The organism is Runella sp. R5_40, assembly GCF_057652295.1.
The window spans coordinates 1-19060 of the sequence record NZ_JBYFCH010000038.1 but is presented as its reverse complement, the minus strand read 5'-3'; the positions used below and the strand labels follow the sequence as shown (position 1 = coordinate 19060).

At 44.0% G+C, this 19060-nt stretch carries 14 protein-coding genes; 10 read left to right on the top strand and 4 right to left on the bottom strand.

Going from position 1 to position 19060, the window contains the following annotated elements:
- The first annotated feature begins 61 nt into the window (after nucleotides 1-61).
- A complete protein-coding gene (locus AC23N5_RS30390; protein ID WP_487758412.1) occupies nucleotides 62-664 on the top strand; it encodes a hypothetical protein in 603 nt (200 codons plus the stop codon).
- Nucleotides 665-683: 19 nt separating this feature from the next.
- Here AC23N5_RS30390 and hxsD read toward each other — a convergent pair whose 3' ends face one another.
- A complete protein-coding gene (hxsD, locus tag AC23N5_RS30385; protein ID WP_487758411.1) occupies nucleotides 684-1058 on the bottom strand; it encodes a His-Xaa-Ser system protein HxsD in 375 nt (124 codons plus the stop codon).
- A gap of 89 nt (nucleotides 1059-1147) precedes the next feature.
- On the opposite strand from hxsD, the gene AC23N5_RS30380 reads away from it, so the two are divergent.
- The 5 genes from AC23N5_RS30380 to hxsC are packed head-to-tail and all read left to right on the top strand — an operon-like array spanning nucleotide 1148 to nucleotide 8117.
- Nucleotides 1148-2008 (top strand): peptidoglycan-binding domain-containing protein, encoded by an 861-nt coding sequence (locus AC23N5_RS30380; RefSeq protein WP_487758410.1) that lies wholly within the window; start codon nucleotides 1148-1150, stop codon nucleotides 2006-2008.
- 7 nt (nucleotides 2009-2015) lie between these two features.
- The gene (locus AC23N5_RS30375) at nucleotides 2016-4037 is read left to right on the top strand and encodes an alginate O-acetyltransferase AlgX-related protein (protein ID WP_487758409.1); all 2022 of its coding nucleotides are present in this window, start codon (nucleotides 2016-2018) and stop codon (nucleotides 4035-4037) included.
- A gap of 23 nt (nucleotides 4038-4060) precedes the next feature.
- On the top strand, nucleotides 4061-5452 hold the full coding sequence (locus tag AC23N5_RS30370) for an MBOAT family O-acyltransferase (protein ID WP_487758408.1): 1392 nt from the start codon (nucleotides 4061-4063) through the stop codon (nucleotides 5450-5452).
- 6 nt (nucleotides 5453-5458) lie between these two features.
- Nucleotides 5459-6952, top strand: a complete 1494-nt coding sequence (hxsB, locus tag AC23N5_RS30365) for a His-Xaa-Ser system radical SAM maturase HxsB (protein ID WP_487758407.1) — start codon at nucleotides 5459-5461, stop codon at nucleotides 6950-6952.
- A 13-nt stretch (nucleotides 6953-6965) separates the two neighbouring features.
- Complete coding sequence (gene hxsC, locus AC23N5_RS30360; protein ID WP_487758406.1) at nucleotides 6966-8117, top strand: His-Xaa-Ser system radical SAM maturase HxsC; 1152 nt, start codon at nucleotides 6966-6968, stop codon at nucleotides 8115-8117.
- A gap of 118 nt (nucleotides 8118-8235) precedes the next feature.
- On the opposite strand, the gene AC23N5_RS30355 is transcribed toward hxsC, so the two are convergent.
- Nucleotides 8236-8967, bottom strand: a complete 732-nt coding sequence (locus tag AC23N5_RS30355; protein ID WP_487758405.1) for a LytR/AlgR family response regulator transcription factor — start codon at nucleotides 8965-8967, stop codon at nucleotides 8236-8238.
- Between the two features lie 5 nt (nucleotides 8968-8972).
- A complete protein-coding gene (locus AC23N5_RS30350; protein ID WP_487758404.1) occupies nucleotides 8973-10046 on the bottom strand; it encodes a sensor histidine kinase in 1074 nt (357 codons plus the stop codon).
- A 199-nt stretch (nucleotides 10047-10245) separates the two neighbouring features.
- Between AC23N5_RS30350 and AC23N5_RS30345 the strand changes: the two genes are divergently transcribed.
- The 4 genes from AC23N5_RS30345 to AC23N5_RS30330 are packed head-to-tail and all read left to right on the top strand — an operon-like array spanning nucleotide 10246 to nucleotide 17567.
- Nucleotides 10246-12648, top strand: coding sequence for a TonB-dependent receptor domain-containing protein (locus AC23N5_RS30345; protein ID WP_487758403.1), 2403 nt, complete (start codon nucleotides 10246-10248; stop codon nucleotides 12646-12648).
- A gap of 49 nt (nucleotides 12649-12697) precedes the next feature.
- Complete coding sequence (locus tag AC23N5_RS30340; protein WP_487758402.1) at nucleotides 12698-14704, top strand: patatin-like phospholipase family protein; 2007 nt, start codon at nucleotides 12698-12700, stop codon at nucleotides 14702-14704.
- Nucleotides 14705-14717: 13 nt separating this feature from the next.
- Complete coding sequence (locus tag AC23N5_RS30335) at nucleotides 14718-15917, top strand: adenylate/guanylate cyclase domain-containing protein (RefSeq protein WP_487758401.1); 1200 nt, start codon at nucleotides 14718-14720, stop codon at nucleotides 15915-15917.
- Nucleotides 15918-15935: 18 nt separating this feature from the next.
- Nucleotides 15936-17567 carry a hypothetical protein gene (locus tag AC23N5_RS30330; RefSeq protein WP_487758400.1) on the top strand — a complete coding sequence of 544 codons (1632 nt, stop codon included), beginning with the start codon at nucleotides 15936-15938 and terminating at the stop codon, nucleotides 17565-17567.
- A gap of 80 nt (nucleotides 17568-17647) precedes the next feature.
- Here AC23N5_RS30330 and AC23N5_RS30325 read toward each other — a convergent pair.
- Nucleotides 17648-19060, bottom strand: a 1413-nt coding sequence (locus AC23N5_RS30325; RefSeq protein ID WP_487758399.1) for a DUF11 domain-containing protein, incomplete at its 5' end; no start/stop codon positions are given.

Genomic DNA, 19060 nt, shown 5'->3' with positions numbered 1-19060 from the left:
GAAGAATCAAGGTCTAAGCCTACGCAAACTTTGTAAGTTTTTAACTTGGTGACGACAAACGGTGTATGCTCGTCGTCATTGTAAACTGAAACAAGCTAAAGAAATCTCTGATACGGTATTAGTTGATTTATACAAATCAGTAAGAAAAGATCATATTGTATGGGGATTTGCGATGATTTATGCCTATTTAGGCAACAAGGGAAACATTTTTTATAAAAAGCGAGGACATCGTTTGTACAAACAAGCACAATTAAGCTTGCACAGAAAGCCTCAAAAAGCCCGAATCCGCAAAGAATTCGGGGATTTATTATCACCTAAGTCTATTAATAAAAGCTGGGCTATGGATTTTTTTCAGAAGTCATTATTGAACCTACTCAACAATGGGTACGTATTATCAACATTGTGGATGAATGTTCAAGAAAAGGACTGCGCGGCGGACCGCCCAAAATGGCATCATCGAACAACTCAATGGTACCCTCAGAAGAGAATGCTTAAATTTGAATTAGTTTTATTCACTCTCAGAACTCAACCAACACTTGGACAGTGGTATCAGGCATATCATTTTGATCGACCTCACAAGTCTATCAATTATTTAACCCCTGATGCTTTTGAAAAGAAAAATCAGAGTATCTACTATAAAATGGTTGCATCAGAAAGCAGGTAGGACAGAACTTTTTCAATAGTTATCTTTCTAGCGATTGAAGAGGGTCTCCAAAATTACCATCTATCTCTTGTTCAAGTGCACCATTTGCAAATGCTTTAGCAATCAAAAGGTCACGAACATTCGCAGTTTGTCTAGTAATTATTTCCCGAAGTTGAAAGTCAAGCAGATCCTGTTTTATTTTTTTATAAAGGTATTCTGGTTCAGTTAAGCCAGTTTCACTTTTAGAACTAATAATCACTTTAAAGCAATTCCCTTCACGGGTTAATTCAATTAGATATACATTTGAATACCAATAAAAGCACTTAAGAATTCCTTCCCGGCTAAACACCTGCGCATCAAGATGCAATTCCAGAAAATCTACTGTTATTTGATCACACAATCCAGTTGGCAGCATCGACATATGAGAAACATTTATTTAGGTAAGATAATATTTTTTTTCAAACATATATTTTTCCTCTGAAAAATTATCATACTTTTATCATTATGAAAAAAAAGCTACCTCTTCTTCTTCAGAGCATTGCATTAACGGCTATAACCAATATCAATGAGCAAGCCGCCGCCGCTGAAATTCCTGAGTTTACCAAAGTCACATATGATAGTGAGATGATGAATCGAAATTTTACTAATATTTTAAAGAAACCCGGTTTCATTCTTAAACGTATGAATAGTGAAACTGGAACTTATGAAGGGAATTTTCACCGCTCACATCGCTCGCATTCATCGCATCGGTCACATTATTCCAGCTATGGAGGCAGTTCCGGTTCATCTTCCTCAGGCTATGGGGGCAGCTCTGGTTCGTCTTCCTCAGGCCGTTCCAGTTCGTCAGGATCCTCGTCCAGCACCAATTCTTTTACTACTGGCACTCCCAAATACAGTCTGGGAGATCGTACGCTGCGTTTTAATGATGAAGGAGCCGATGTAGTACAACTAAAGCAGCTCCTGCGAACACTTGGGTATACTATTGAGATATCATCACTGCTTGAAAACTATTTTAATTCACAAACCGAAGCAGCTGTTAAGCAGTTTCAGCAGAAAAATAATCTGAAGGTTGATGGAGTAGTGAGTCCTAACGTTTTAATGTATCTTAAATCAACAGCATCTCCATCAGAAGGCCTAAGTAACAGCTACAGTTCACTAAGCTGGGGAAATACCGGGCAGGAAGTCCTTGAATTGAAAAAACTGCTTGTAAGAAAGAAATTATTAAAACAACGGGATGGAGAGGGTCTCAATAATAGATTTGATGACGCAACCGAAGCGGCAGTAAAAGCATTTCAACTGTCACGCGGGCTTTCTCAAACAGGGGTTGTAGACAGAACTTTATTGCAACTGCTTCAACAACAATAGTCTAATTATGGCAGTATTGTTCTTCAAGCACGTACAAAAATCAATCCTTCTGCCTTTACTGCTGGCACTTTTGCTGTTCAACCCGGTTATCGTTTTCCTGCTTACGGGAAGTATCGGCTGGTGTATTGGGTCTGTAGCCAGCTTTACCTTTCTACTGATTTATACTTATCTGAAAGGAGCAGATTGGGCTTTCACACTTCTGGTTAACGTATTAACCGTAGGATCGATATGCTTCCATCTCGAAGTCACATTTCGACATGGATTCCCCGAGTATGTAATTGAAAATCTTTATACAATTCGAGACGATTATTACTTTAATAAGCCCCATCTGCTTTCTCATCTGGAAGATAAAGAATATTCAGTTACTTATAAAACAAATCAACAGGGATACAGAATTCCTGAATTTGCTGCCGCCAATGAAAATGTTACGCATTGCGACTGGTTATTTCTTGGTGATTCCTTCACGCAGGGCGCTCAGGTTCCGTTCGAAGAACTTTATACCTCTCAACTTTATCGTTATTTTCCAAACAAAGTAATTGTTAATGCGGGAATCAGCGGTTTTTCTGTCGCCGACGAGTATCACTATTACCGAGCTGAAGGAAGGAAATTAAAACCAAAAAAGGTTTTCCTGCAAATTTGCAATTTCAATGACTTCATGAATGTTGCTCCTCGCCGTAATTCATGGACAGAGTATCTTATGCAATACTCAGATCTGGCTCGTTACCTGCTGTTTAACATCCGTTACAAGCCTCCGGGGGAATTGCCTCTGGGAAGATGGACAGAGCCTTTTTATCCTACCCAAAAGGATAATGCGACCTACAATATATTCTACAACGAAACTTCTTCCGTTAAAGAAGCTGATTTAAAGGCATTCGCTCATTATGTTTCCGCTCTGGCTCAAGAAGTAAAAGCCGATGGTGCTGAACTAGTCATAATTCTTATTCCCACTAAAGAACAGACTTATTTCCGTTACCTGGATGAAGTTATCACTTCATTTAAGATACATCCCGAGCAATTGGATTTACTCAAGCCGAATAAAATTGTAAGCCATTTGGCAGATTCACTCCATATTCAATTGATTGATTTACTGCCAGGCTTTCAGGAGATCACTCAATTACAGTTTTTCGAGTACGATGAACATCTTAATCCACATGGCCATCGAACAACAGCGGACATTATCAGCCGTCATTTAAAAGATGAGTCTAGCGATGTGAATCTTATTAGTAAGGAACTGTTTTCAGACAGATATCCTGCCTACAGCCTAGATGGACAGCTTTTTACTTATCAATCAATCCGTGACGGCACGATGGAGCTATTCCTTAATGAAATGAAGAATAATCAGTCTCATCGGCTAACTTTTAATAAGGTTGATGAAAGCCATCCAATGCTTTCGCCAAACCAATCCTTAATTGTTTTTACGGAAGGCGACCCAGCAGAAAACCAAACCAAGGTGGCGATAATGAACTCAAACGGTTCCAATCGACGGTATATCACCAATGGTAAGAATGAGTATGGAGCAATCGCAACCTTCTCACCCAGCGGTCGGCACCTAACATATGCGGGCTGGTTCTATGACGCGAAAACTGAGCAATATTCAAATCCACAAATAATTCTTTTAGATATGGAACTCGGAACTAAAAAAGCTGTAACACGAGGTCTATTTGAGAGCTGGCGGCCAGTAATGGCCCCTAATGAAGATTTTGTAATTTATATATCCAAACGTAACGGTAATTTTGATCTATATAAATTGGATTTAAAAACCGAGAAAGAAGAACAGCTTACCCGTACTTCCTTTGACGAGTGGGATCCAGTGATTTCACCCGACGGTTCTTACATCTTATACACTGCTAGGAAAAATGGCAACTGGGACCTTTTTGAACTTTCGCTCAGCAGTGGGCAAAGTCGGCAACTTACCCATTCATTGGGAGATGAATGGGATCCCGTCTACCATCCCAAAGAAAGTGTTATCGCTTATGCTGGCAAGTTTGGTATGTTTCAAAGTATTTACCGAAAACCGTTGGGACGGTAGCTGCAGGCAGAACCTTTCATCAAATGCTGTTTAATTCCATCCCATTTGTAATTTTCTTACTGACAGTTTTGACGCTGTTTAATCTGCTGCCAGCACGCCAGAGATTACACTGGTTATTGCTATCCAGTTATTTTTTTTATGGCTGGTGGAATCCGTTGTTCCTGCCACTGCTTCTGGGTTCCACCATACTAAATTTTATAATCTCTCTATGGCTTGACAAAGCTACAGGTCACAGAAAAGAATTGTTAGCGGCGGGTATTGGATTAAATATAGCTTTACTGTCTTATTTTAAATATCGAAATTTCTTTTTGGAGGCAATCGGATTCTCCCCAGTTACATCTTTAGTTCTGCCGTTAGGGATTTCTTTTATATGCTTACAGGCTATTTCTTATCTGATTGATGTGTACCGAAGAGAGACAGCTCCTCCCGATTTGCTTTCGTTCGCACTTTTCAAAGCTTTTTTCCCTCAACTGCTGGCGGGTCCCATAGAACGGGTCGGAACATTGATTCCACAGCTCATCTTCAAATCTCCCACTCAGTTTAGCTGGATTGTACAGGGCACTAAGTTTATTGTTTGGGGATATTATAAAAAAGTTCTAGTGGCCGATAAATTGGCTTTGGTAGTTGATCCAGTATTTTCGAATCCTCAACTATTCAATCCAATTCTGTTACTGGCAGCTACTATCTTGTTTTCTGTACAGATATACTGCGATTTTTCGGGCTACACAGACATCGCCCGGGGAGCTGCTCTGACATTTGGTGTCAACTTATCACCCAACTTCTGTAATCCTTTCGGCTCATCTTCATTGCAGATTTTTTGGCAACGTTGGCACCGTACATTACACTACTGGTTCAAAGATTATCTTTATGTCCCTCTTGAAAAAGTTGTGCCTCACAAGGCGAGGATACTTCTAGTATTTTTATTAAGCGGCCTTTGGCACGGTGCTAATTTAACCTTTGTCGCCTGGGGTCTTTTTCACGGAATACTTTATATAATTACCCATGAAGGTCGAAAAACTCTGATTCGGATACCGTATGCATTACAGGTAGCTCTAACGTTTACACTGGTAACATTGGGATGGGTATTTTTCCGAGCTCAATCTCTGTCTCAGGCGGTTTATATATTCACTTCCTTTTCGCACATTCACGTATTATCATTATCTCAGGCAGTAACTGAGGGGCTGCAGCAACTGTATCAACATACAATAATAAGTCCAGCTTCTCTGAGTATTATTCTTTCCCTGCTGTTACTCTTTCTATTGATTGAGTACACAGGTATTCTGAAAAATTTACTGCAATCACCAATTGATCGAACCATCAGTATAAAACGCCTTATTCTTATGGATTTGCTGCTTATTCTGATGATACTTTTTGGAGATTGGGCCAGCAATTCATTCATTTACTATCAATTTTAAAATACTTTGGAAAGCCTTTCACAAAAACGGAAAGAGTTCAGGGCCTTTAAATCTCTTTCTAATTTCAGCACTGCAAACAATGCAAATTATTACCTGTTGCCGTTTCGCTTTGCAGCTCTTAATACAGAGCGAGAAGTCTTGGTTAACGAGGTAGGTGATTATTTAATGGTCCCCCGGGGAACAGCGCAAAGAATCGTGGAACGCAGAATTAAACAAGAAGAAGAACTATATGCCGATTTGACAGCCAATTTTTTTATTTCTCAAACCCCTGTTCCCCCGCTTATTGATGTGCTCGCTACCAGATATCGTACCAAGAAGTCGTTTTTAGATGATTTTACAGCTTTGCACATTTTTGTACTTACCCTTCGGTGTGAACACACCTGTCATTACTGTCAGGTATCACGGGTAACTCAGGATAAAAGCGCCTTTGATATGTCGTATGACCACTTGGACAAAGGTATTGAACTGATGATGCAATCGCCGAATCCCAATGTAACACTCGAATTTCAGGGAGGGGAACCTTTACTGGCATTTGAGAAGATTGTGTATGCCGTCCGAAAGGCTGAATCCTTGGCGCGTCAATTGGGGAAACAACTGAACATTGTCATCTGTTCTAATTTAGCCCCTTTAACTGAGGACATACTGGCGTTCTGTCGAGAACACGGTATTCTTTTATCCACCTCCATTGATGGACCAAGTAACTTGCATAATGCGAATCGCAAGCGTCTGGGCAATAATAGTTATGAAATGGCGGTAAAAGGCATTGAACGTGCAAGGCAGGTACTGGGAGAAGAAAAGGTGTCGGCACTGATGACAACAGCCTCGCGTTCATTGGACTATCCTGTAGAAATAGTGGATGAATACGTAAAATTAGGCTTTAAAAACATTTTTCTGCGCCCGATAAGCCCTTATGGATTCGCGCGTCGAAACGTTCGAAAAAACAGCTATGAGACAGAAACTTTTCTGAAGTTCTATAAAAGGGCGCTGGAGCATATTCTGGCCTATAATCGACAGGGCTACCATCTGGTGGAGGATTATGCGAGCATCATACTGAGAAAAATCCTTACTCCCTTTCCAGTTGGTTATGTAGATTTACAATCCCCGTCTGGCCTTATTAATAGCGTTGTGCTGTTTAACTATAATGGAAAAGTCTATGCTTCCGATGAAGCCCGAATGCTGGCCGAGATGCAGGATGACACCTTTTGCCTGGGGGATTTGAATAAAAATTCATATGAGGATATTTTTTACGGACCGAAAGCCTATGAAATAGCTCAGAATTGGTCAAATGAATCCTTAGCCGGGTGTTCGGATTGTGCGTTCCAAAGCTACTGCGGTGCCGACCCTGTATATCACCATGCCACTCAAGGAGATATGGCGGGCTATCGTCCAGACAGCGGTTTTTGTCAAAAGAACATGGAAATTATTCGTTATCTGCTGGAACTGATGGATAATGATCGGGAAGTACTTGCGATTTTCAGCCGTTGGGTCAGTAATTGTTAAAAGCTTTAAAACCATGACAACGTTATTACATATACGTGGCATTGCTCGCGAGATAAATTCTCCTTTGGTAGGAAGGGTAACCAGGAACATAAATAAGGAAACAGAACTATCCTATTTTTTACTCACACCAAACGTAGATACGAAAACCACTGGCCATTACATCGGTATTCTTACCTCTCAGCAGTATGAGCCTACTGCGCAGTCAGGTTTGCCGGTCGTCTACAGGCTGGCTACACTTTCCCATCTTGAGGAAGGCGATATTGTCGTGGTTAGTCCCGAGGGAAACGTAAATACACTATACAGGATCGGTTCCCGTCATAATACACTATTACTGACAGAACGCTGCAACAGTAACTGTCTGATGTGTTCACAGCCCCCTAAAGATCGTGATGATATTCCCTATTTTGTATGGCTTTATAAAAAACTCATTCCGATGCTTCCAAAGGATTGCAGGGAGTTAGGTCTTACAGGAGGTGAGCCTATGTTGCTGGGAGATTCATTCTTCGAATTGCTGGAATTGCTGAAATCAGAATTACCCGAGACAGAGCTTCATATTCTGACTAATGGAAGACTCTTTGCCAAATCAGAACTTGCCCAAAGATACGGGTATCTAAATTATAGAAGGAGTATGCTGGGTATCCCCCTTTACTCGGACTATTACCAAATTCACGATCATACAGTACAGGCAAAGGGGGCGTTTACACAAACCGTTTCAGGACTTTACAACTTGGCAAAGTATGACAGTCGGATTGAAATACGAATTGTATTACATCAATTAACGATACCCCGCCTAGTAAAGTTGGCTCAATACATCTACAAAAATTTGCCTTTTGTTGAACATATTGCCTTCATGGGATTAGAAAATATGGGCTATGCCCGGTCCAACTTTGAACTCCTGTGGATGGATCCAGTCGATTACCAACGTGAATTAACGGAAAGTGTAATGTATCTTATTACTCAGGGAATGAACGTATCTATATATAACATTCAACTATGCCTGATGCCAGAAGAGCTTTGGCCTTTTATGCGTAAATCTATTTCGGATTGGAAAAATATCTATCTGGATGAGTGCCAGAATTGCAGTAAATTATCAGATTGTGGCGGGTTATTTGCTTCATCTGCGAAAGGCACTCACAGTAAATTCATTAAAGCTTTCAACTCTTAATCATAATTTTTTTCTAAGTCGGGCTGACAAAATAGACTGCATAATATGCGGTAATTAGACACTACATTTACCGCACAACATGCGGCGAATAGAATATGTACATCCATCAACAACCTCCTCAATACGTCAATTTCTTAATGTTATCCATATAGCCTCGGCTGACGCGCACCCAATCGCCGTTTTGCATAATGACATCGTAGCTGCTGAGTTGTTTTTGGATTTCTTTTACAAACTCCAAATGAATGATGGAAGAACGATGCACCCGAATAAAATGCTGCGGGTTGAGTTTTAGTTCGAGCTGACTTATCCCGTAATTGCTCAAATAATTACCTCGGTTAGTTATAATTTTGGAATAGTCACCCTCGGCCGAAATCCAGATGATGTCGCGCACATTGACTGTCACCAGTTTTTGATTTTGCTGAATGAGAATCTTTTCGGGATACTGCAAGGGATTGATGAGGCTTTCGGCCAGTGGTTGAACGGGGGTTAAATTCTGGCTCTGGTTCAACCGTAATTTTTGAATGGCAGCGTTGAAACGAACCCCCGTATAAGGCTTTAACAAATAGTCAATCGCGTGGACTTCAAACGCCTGCAAAGCGTATTGGTCGTAGGCCGTTGAGAAAATTATCTGCGGAATTTCTTCCAAGTGCTTCAGCACGTCAAAACCCGTCAGGCCAGGCATTTGAATGTCCAAAAACACCACATCGGGTTTAAATTCATTGATAATCTTGACGGCATCGACGCCGTTGTTGGCCTCCCCTACCACAATCATCGTAGGGTATTCCTGCAAATATTGCTTGATGAGCGTACGTCCCGCCGCTTCGTCGTCGGCAATTACTATTTTTTGCATGGCTGTTAGTGGAGTGGTATTTCAAACCAAACTCGAAAACCGCTCGGTTGGTTTTGTTGAAAATGTAACGTTTTCCCAAACATCTTTTCTAAGCGCAATTTTGTGTTGGTTAGCCCCACGCCTTTTCCAATAATTTCTCCTTCATTGACCAACCCAACCCCCGTGTCTGTAACCTCCACTATCAAGTCGTAGGTACTTTTTTTGATTGTTATTTTCACCTCTCCTCCTTCGATTTTGGGTGAAATACCGTGTTTGATGGCATTCTCCACAATCGGCTGAAGCAACATCGGTGGCACCCGTTCGGTCATCAATGCTTCGTCCACCTCAATCGTTGTTTGCAACCTGCTGCCAAAACGGTCTTTTTCCAAGGCAAGGTATTTTTCAACAAACTCCATCTCGTCTTTCAGTTTGACAAAATCCACCCGAGATGCCTTCAACTGGTACCGAAACAAATCGGCCAGCTTGGCAATCATCTCCCGCGTGTCTTCCATCTCGGGCGGTACCGACGCACTAATGGTGTTGAACACATTGTACAGAAAATGTGGATTAAGCTGGGCTTTGATGGCCGAAAGCTCGCTCTCCAGCGACGCCTGTCGAAGGGCGTTTTCGGTCTCTTTTTGGCGTTGGTAGTGCAAAAGGTATTCGTAAGCGTGAAAAAAACCAAATTGAATGACGTAAATAAGCGCAGGAATATAAATGTCCCACACTTGACTCGACCCTCGTAAATGCCCGCGCCCAAGAGTATCCATCGTGAAATAGAAGGCTTTTTGCCACGTAAAAACAAAAAGTAACATCGTAAATACGTGCAAAAGAATCTTGGTCGAAAGCTTCCAATGCGGAATCACCCGAAAGTAGAAGTACCAAAGGGGGATGGTCAGGATAAATTTTAAGGCATAATCAAAATATTGGCTGACGGCATAGTTGAGAAGCAGTGCGCCGTAGGTCATTTTAACGTACGACAACTCATTGAATGTCAACGTCAAACAATACAAAGCATACAACACAAAGTAAACTCCAACGACGGCCAGCAGTTCACCAAGCCGAACTCCCCAAATGAGTTTTTTTTGCCAATTTATCATTTTTTTACGCTGTATTTCTTGTGAATCTGTATCAAATCTCCCACAAATAATTCGATTCTGCTACGTTTTTTCGACGAACTGCCGTATAAGCCGTTCAACTGCACAAAGTGTCATTCGTCGGGTTATTTGTCGATTCGCCGAATGTCTCTTTGATGGGTTTTGTCAGGACTGCAACTTTGTCCCATCAACCATCGCAACCATGAAAACCATCTTACTTCCATTACTCGTTTTATTAACCACCGTATCAATGGCCCAGCGCTTTTCCGTTTCAGGATTGGCAAAAAACGAACAAAACGAAGGCATTCCTTTTGCCACTGCCTCCCTTTTTAAAGTAAGCGACTCCAGCCTCGTAAAAGTTGAAAGCAGTACCGAAAACGGTCATTTTAAAATGAGCGGTATTGCCCCCGAACACTACTATTTGGTCATCAGCAGCGTGGGTTTTCAAAAATACCGCTCGGTCAATTTCAAGCTCATAGATACCAACATTGACTTCGACGCCTTTGTTTTGCGCAGCGACAATCAGCTGGCTGAAGTGAAAGTTAAAGCCCAAAAACCGTTGGTCGAAGTTCTTTCGGACAAAACCATTTTTAACGTCCAAGCGTCTTTGAGTGCTACGGGAACAACGGGTTTGGAACTGCTGCGAAAATCGCCAGGGGTGGTGTTGGACAACAACGAAAACATCATTCTCGAAGGTAAAACGGGCGTCCGAATTTTCATTGATGGCAAGCCTTCGGTTTTGCAAGGCGCGGATCTAAACCAATTCCTAAAATCACTCCAAGCCTCTGACATTGAAGCCATTGAAATAATCACCCAACCCTCGGCTCGCTACGATGCCGCAGGCAATGCGGGTATCATTAACATCCGACTCAAAAAAGACAAACGCTTCGGTACCAACGGGTCGTTGGCGCTGGGGTATGGTTATGGGCGTTTTGGAAAAGTTAATGGGTCGGTGTCGTTCAACCATCGAAACCGAAAAACCAACTTTTTTGGCACGTACAGCAACCGAACGGGACAAAATTGGTCGTATTTGAATTTTTACCGCGAACAAGTCAATACCATTTTTGACCAAAAAGCCGAGACCATCAACAACAACCAAAGCAACAACATCAAACTCGGCATGGACTACTTTGCATCGACCAAAAGTACGTTTGGCTTTATTTTGAACGCCAACCTGAATGCCAACGATAACACGTCGCTCAGTCGGACGCCCATTTACCCCCAAAACAGTACGCTCCCGACGCAAGTTTTGATTGCCGATAATACCGCTCAACAGCACAGCAACAACTTGTATCTCAACACCAACTATCGTTTTGCGGATACCCTTGGCCGCATCCTGAACGTGGACGTTGACTTGGGTTCGTACAACAGCAATCGCCACAGTTATCAGCCCAATTTTTATAAAAACGGGACCGAAACCCAAACGTTGTTCAGTCAAATTTACCGCATGAAAACCCCAACTGATATTGGCATTTTTTCGGCCAAAGTTGACTACGAACAGCCATTTCTGAAAGGGAAACTAGGCATGGGGGCAAAACTGTCGATTGTAAAAACGAACAATACCTTCGATTTCTACGATGTGGTTGACGGCACAGACGCTTTCAATGCCAATCGCTCCAACAATTTTGTTTATACCGAACAAATCAACGCCGCTTACGTCAACTACAACCGAAGCCATCAAAAATTCGACCTTCAATTTGGTCTTCGCGCCGAGCAAACGGTGTCGGAAGGGAAGTTGACTGGAACGCAAAAAAATGCCGATGCTTTTGTGCGCCGAAACTACACCAATCTCTTTCCCAGCGGTGGTATCACCTACAAAGCCAATCCCAACAACAGCTTTGCGTTGACATACAGCCGCCGCATCGAACGACCTACGTATCAATCTCTTAACCCTTTCGAGTGGCAATTGGATGAATTGACCTATCAAAAAGGCAATGCATTTTTGCAACCCCAATACGTCAACAACCTCAAACTTGCCCATACTTACAAATACACCCTGACAACCTCGCTAAGCTACAGCTACGTCCGTGATTTTTTTGCCCAAATTACCGATACCACGGGCTATAATCGCAATTTTATGATGGAGCGTAACATCGCCGACCAACAAGTAATCAACTTGGGCGTTTCGTACCCGTTTCAGGCGGCTAAGTGGTGGAATGTGTATGTCAGCCTCGATGCGTACCACACCGCTTTTACATCTGACGAGAAGAAATTTATGAACGTGAAAGCCAACGTGTTGAGCCTGTACGGGCAAAATACCTTTAGCTTACCCCTAAAATGGAACTTAGAAGTATCGGGTTGGTACAGTTCGCCAGGCATTTGGGGCGGCACCTACGTTACGCGCAGCCAAGGTTCGCTCGACTTTGCGCTCCAAAAGCGTATCTTAAAAGAAAAAGTAGCATTCCGCGTGGCCATCAGCGATGTATTTTACACCTCTCCTTGGCGCGGTACCACCCAATTCGGCGGACTACGCATCACAGGTTCGGGCGGCTGGGAAAGTCGCACTGTCCGAATCAACTTGAGTTATAACTTTGGTAACAAACAAGTTAAATCGGCGCGACAACGACAAACGGGGGTTGAAGAGGAGAAAAACAGGATTAATTGATTGTTGCAACCTTCAGAGCATCTCCTCCTTATTATTAACCCTTTTTCTAATGCCCTACCTTGCCCTAACCCTACGGGCGAGTAGGGCATTTTTAGCGAGTAGGTGTTTTTCAAAAAAATTCGTTATCATTGCCATACTGATTGTGTATCAGTACCCTACTCACGCTTTGACCCTCAACTTTATGGCTCTCATTCAACCGCTCGCAAACCAGTTCCACCGTGAACTGCTTCGTAAAAACCTTACCCGTATTTTTGGTGATTTTGACGATACCCTGCTACATAGCCTCGAACCTCAGCTCCAATGGGTGGAAATAGGCGGAGGCGAACAACTTTTTGCCCAAAAAGACGTCGGTGACTCGCTCTATTTTGTCATTAGCGGACGCCTACAAGCCCAAATAACGACCGAGGAGGGAACCCAGAAGGTCATCGGGGAAATTATGCGGGGCGAAACCGTGGGTGAAATGGCCATTTTTACGGGAGAACCTCGCTCGGCCACAATTGTCGCCATCCGTGATAGTGTTTTGGTGAAGCTGTCGAAGGAGGTTTTTGAAAAAGTCATCCTAGACTACCCAGCCGTTTCCATGAACGTCACCAAACTCATTATCAGCCGATTAAAAAACTCACAGGGGGGACGCAAAAGCGTAAAGAAGCCCGTTAATATTTGTTTATTGGCCTTACACGGCAGCATTTCTCTACCCGATTTCGCTCACGATTTGTACCAAGCATTAAGCGCTAAGGGAACCGCATACCTGGCCTCAAGCACGGCGGTGGACGAGTTTCATGGCATTACAGGTTTTTCCCAAACCAGTAAAAACGATAGAAAAGCCTACCACGAATTATCACAGTGGCTTGATAATCAGGAGTCGAAACACGAGTATATGCTCTACGTGACGGACTCCGAAAACACCGAATGGACGCAGCGGTGTATTCGCCAAGCCGATGAAATTATACTTATTGCAGACGCTACCCAGCCTGCGGAGCTGGTATCGCACGAACAAAGTATCAATTCTAGGTCTGCCACGACTGGCGTTCCGCAAGTGTTGGTGTTGCTGCATCCGTCCGATACAGTTTCGCCGCGCCACACCCGCGAGTGGCTGAGTTTGCGCCCGAACGTAAAATCTCACTACCATTTGCGCCGAGAAAGCTCCCAAGATATGAAGCGGTTGGCCCGTATTATGAGCGCAACGGCCATTGGTTTTGTGGTGGCGGGCGGCGGAGCCAAAGGTTTTGCGCACATCGGAGTGATGCGTGCGTTGGAAGAATTTGATATACCCATAGATTTTGTGGGCGGAACGAGCGTTGGCGCGATGGTGGCCGCAGCGGTATCGTTTGGAGAGCCTTCCGAAACGGTGCAACGTATTATGAAAAAGGGAGCCATGTTTAATCCAACCAAAGACTACAATTGGCTCCCATTTATTTCACTCATTCGCGGCAAACGCATCAAACAGATGATTGACGACACGATTGAAGCCTTCGTAGGTGTACGCCAAATCGACATAGAAGATACGTGGCGAACGCTTTTTGTGGTGTCGAGCAATTATACCCAAGCCCGCGAAGAAGTACATACCCGTGGCTCCATGAGCAAATACCTGCTGGCTTCTACGGCCATCCCAGGCGTATTTCCACCGATTATTGACGGCGACGATTTGCTGGTGGATGGCGGTACGTTCAACAATTTCCCTGCCGACGTCATGAGCCGCGCCAAGGTAGGAAAAGTGATTGGCGTGGACTTAGCCCGCGACCAGAACTATCGACTTGATTTAGAGGAGATTCCTAGTCCCAAGCAGTTATTACAAGACCGATTTCGTCCCAAAAAACAGCGTAAATATCGGTTGCCTTCGCTTACCTCGTTGTTGCTCAATGCGACCTTGCTCTACAGTGCGGCGCGGCGCAACGAAGCCATCAGCTACTCCGATTTGTATTTCAACCCCGACGTCAGCCGCTTTGGTATCGTAAGTTGGGCAGCCTTCGACACCATTGTCGAGAAAGGCTATGAACATGCCAAAGAGGTTCTCCAAAACATGAGTAGTGAAGAGTTGGCTTCGTACAAATCCTAAAGCAAAAAACGTTATGCAATTGCTTCAATCGCTGATACATAATTTTAAACAACCGTCTTTCGGCATAGGGCGCGCCTACTACCCGCTGCGTATTTTGGGCTACGCTTACGGCATTCTTTTGCTTGTTTTACAGGGCAATAGCCGTGGTTTCGACAGCAATATCAACTTCCTCATTGGTGTTTTTTTGATTTATCCTCACGTTTGTTTTTTGGTTTATAAATTTTCTGGTTCGAGCCGCTTTATCGAGCTCTCTTTTTTAGTGATAGACACCTTTTGGGCGGGTATGTTTATTGGCATCATGTCGTTTGCGGTATTCCCGACCATCATGTACATCGTAATGACCTGGACGGGAAATATAGGCGTGCGGGGCATACGGCAGTGTCTTTATGGCGTCGTGGCGACCATCGTTGGCATCGGCGTGAGTAGTTTTTTAAAGCCAATTACCTTTGAGCCTGATAGTAGCTTATTGATAGAACTAATCTGTTGTGGCCTGGTCACGGTTTATGCGCTTTATTTTGGCTATACCGCCTATCTTTCTACGATTTATCAGAAAAAACTTAGGAAAGAAATCGAAGCTGAAAAGAAACGTTCAGAAGAATTATTGCTCAACATCCTGCCCTACGAAACAGCCGCTGAATTAAAAAACAAAGGCTACGTGGACGCCCAAACCTACGGGTTGGTCACGGTGATGTTCACTGATTTCAAGGATTTCACCAAAGTGTCTGAGCGTATGAGTGCGCAAGAGTTAGTGTTGGAAATTGACAAAATATACCGAGAGTTTGACCGCATCATTGGCAAACATGGCATCGAAAAAATAAAGACCATCGGCGATGCGTACATGTGCGCGGGCGGGCTCCCAAAATCCAACCAGACCCATGCCGCAGACGTGGTGGCGGCAGCTATTGATATTTTAGGTTTTATCCACCAAGAAATCGACGCTCGCAAACGCTTGAATTTGCCCTATTTTGAAATTAGAATTGGCATTCACACGGGGCCGCTAGTGGCGGGCGTAGTGGGCATCAAAAAATTCAGTTATGACATTTGGGGAGATGCCGTCAACATTGCCAGCCGTATGGAAAGCAGTAGCGAAGCAGGAAAAATTAATATTTCGGAAACGACCTATCAACTCATCAAAGACCGTTACGCATGTCGCCATCGAGGTAAAATTACGGCCAAAAACAAAGGCGAAATCGACATGTATTTTGTAGAATAAGAATAACCAACCTTTTTTATGCGCTATCCACTCCTTTTAATGACCCAAGTTGACCGTTATTTGTTAAACGCACTAAAACGGCTACTTTATTACTTCATCACTTGTTATTCTGGGCTGGTTTATGGACAAACCTCCTCAACATTTGACAACATTTCTTCAAAACAACTCGCTAAGTTCAAAGCCGCAGGGGTAGTTAGTTACCGTGATTTTGGCGCCAAAGGTGATGGCAAAACCGACGACATGGAGGCCATCGCCGCAACTCATGCTTTTGCCAATACCAACGGGCTTAAAGTCAAAGCCGACGCCAACGACACTTATTACGTGAGCGGCAAAGAGCGGACGGCGGTGATCCAGACCGATACCGATTTTGGCACGGCAGCCTTTATCATCGACGATACCGACGTCCAAAACCGCAATGCGTCGGTGTTTACGGTCAGCTCTAACCTCCAGTCGTTTAAGCTTTCTACGGTTTCTTCCCTCAAACGAAACCAGAAAAAAATCGACGCGTCCTTGCCAAGTACTTGCCTAATCACAGTCACCAATGCCAACGTAAAGCAATACATTCGGTTTGGGTTAAATCAAAACAACGGCTCTTCGCAAACCGACATTTTTGTGGTTGACAAAAACGGCAACGTTGACATGAACGCTCCCATCATTTGGGATTTTGGCCAAATCACCGATATTACAGCGCTGCCCATCGACGAAAAACCTTTAAAAATCACAGGAGGACGCTTCACAACCATTGCCAACAAAGCCGAATCAAAATATACCTATTATAGCCGAAACATCGCTGTTCGTCGGTCAAACGTTCTCATCGAAGGACTCGAACACCGCATCACGGGCGAAGGCGAAAACGGTGCGCCTTACGGCGGATTTATCAACGTCGGTGATTGTGCCTACGTCACCGTCAAAAACACCTTGCTGACGGGCCACCGCACCTACAGTACCATTGGCGCGGCAGGCAAGCCCGTTTCGATGGGCACTTACGACCTGTCGGTCAATCGGGCCGTGAATGTATCTTTTGTCAATTGTACCCAAACCAACAGCATCGACGACAATACGTATTGGGGCATTTTGGGTTCCAATTTTTGCAAAAACCTGCTGTACGACCGCTGTACACTCTCCCGTTTTGACGCGCACCAAGGGGTAGCCAACGCCACCATCCGCAATTCCACCCTCGGACACATGGGCATCAATGCCATTGGAAGTGGCACGTTTTTGGTCGAGAACTCCACCATTCGCGGTCGAAGCATCGTCAATCTTCGCTCCGACTACGGCAGTACGTGGCAAGGCGAGCTCATCATTCGCAACTGTGTTTTTGTCCCCGCAGGTGGCAAGCCTACTAGCGCCGACCTCATCAGTGGTTCTTACTCTGGCCTACACGATTTTGGTTATACCTGTTACATGCCCGAACGAATCACCATCGAAAACCTCCGCATCGACGATTCGCAGCATCCCGACAACTACCATGGCCCTGCCATTTTTGCCAATTTTAACCCCCAACTAACCGACAGTTCCTACCAAGAAAAATTCCCCTACGTCATCACCAAAGAGGTCGTTCTTCGCAACGTCACAACCGCCAGTGGGAAGGCCGTGCGGGTTAGCAACAACTTGTTTATGTTTAGGGAGGTGAAGGTAACGACAGAGTAGTCATTACTACAAGAAACACCCCATCGGCAAGGCCAATGGGGTGTAATACCTAGTTCTCAAGATTTACTTTACTCTAACCTTTACTTTTTCCTCTTTTTGACCGTAAAAGGAACACAAAGCTCAACAGGGCAACAGTTACTGCCTGCTTCAATAACGATTGGACAACAACCGCTTTGGGGGCAAGTATTGTTGGTCGCTGTGTAACTATAAGTACCAACTTCATTCAATAACACAACATTCTTACCTGCCAAACTTGTAACTTCTACGCCGTTTTTGTACCAACGAATTCCAGTGTAGTTACTTGGAATATCAGCTTGCACTTTTTCCCCAGCACAAAGCTGTATTGGAACAGTAAAACACTGATGATCTATATCATCCTCTCCTTCAGCGCCATTACCTGGCGTAGAATCCTCATCTGGTTCATTGGTCTTAGTAATTTCGGCAGTATTAAACCATACCCCTTGCGAAAGTACTTTTACTCGTATCGTCAGCGTCACGGTATCTCCATTGGCTCCAATGTTGCCAATCGTCCAACGTGTCGTTGTGGGACTGTAACTGCCTCTGGTAGCACTGCTGCTGACGTATTGTACACCCGCGTTCAAGGCATCACTCACTTCTACACCTGTCGCTGGTGTCGAGGACGAGTTCCACACTTTGATTGTATAGTCGATGAGATCCCCAATCTTCGCCTGTTTTTTGCTAATCAGTTTCTTCAAGGCTAAATCCACTTTAGAACTGCTGCAATACACTGGTGGAAACACAATCACTTTATCCACACAACCCGACTTCTTAACCGTTAGTGTTACATTTGTACCCGTAGGAAGACCCGTGATTTGGCCGTTGCTTACTGTCCCTGCACTACTCAACAAGGTTGCCCCTGGGCTCAACACATAGTTCAAACGATAGCTGGTTGCATTGGTACAAATCGGGCCACTCAAACTCACCGATGGATTCTCACATGGGTCGCTACAGTTAGAAGGTTTAGGTATCACACTTGTCGAAATACAACTACCGTCTGTGGCACGAATGGTCAAATCTTCGCTAATTGGAATGTTAATCACCGTATTACCACTAATCGTTCCTGCACTTACTGTCACAGTTCCGTGATCGGCATAGAAGCTTACAGTGTATGTATTATTCCCTTCACAAGCAGGCTGGCCAACAATCAGGCTTGGCATAGTACAGTTAGGATCCACTTGGCAAGTAGCTGGACCACGTACCGTTAGGCTGTTTACACATCCCGAAGACTGCGTAGCTGTCAACGTCACATTCGTACCTACTGGGATGCTCGTTACTATGCCGTTGCCTACAACGCCAGCACTCGACGTTACATTCGATACACTGCTGTAGAACACTACACTGTAAGTCGTTCCACTACATACAATGTTACCCGCCGTCAACACTGGTTTTACACACGGTGCAGCACAGTTCGTCGGTGATTTCACCACCACCAATTTGTCCCCACAACCTGTAGCTTTAATCGTCAGCGTCAC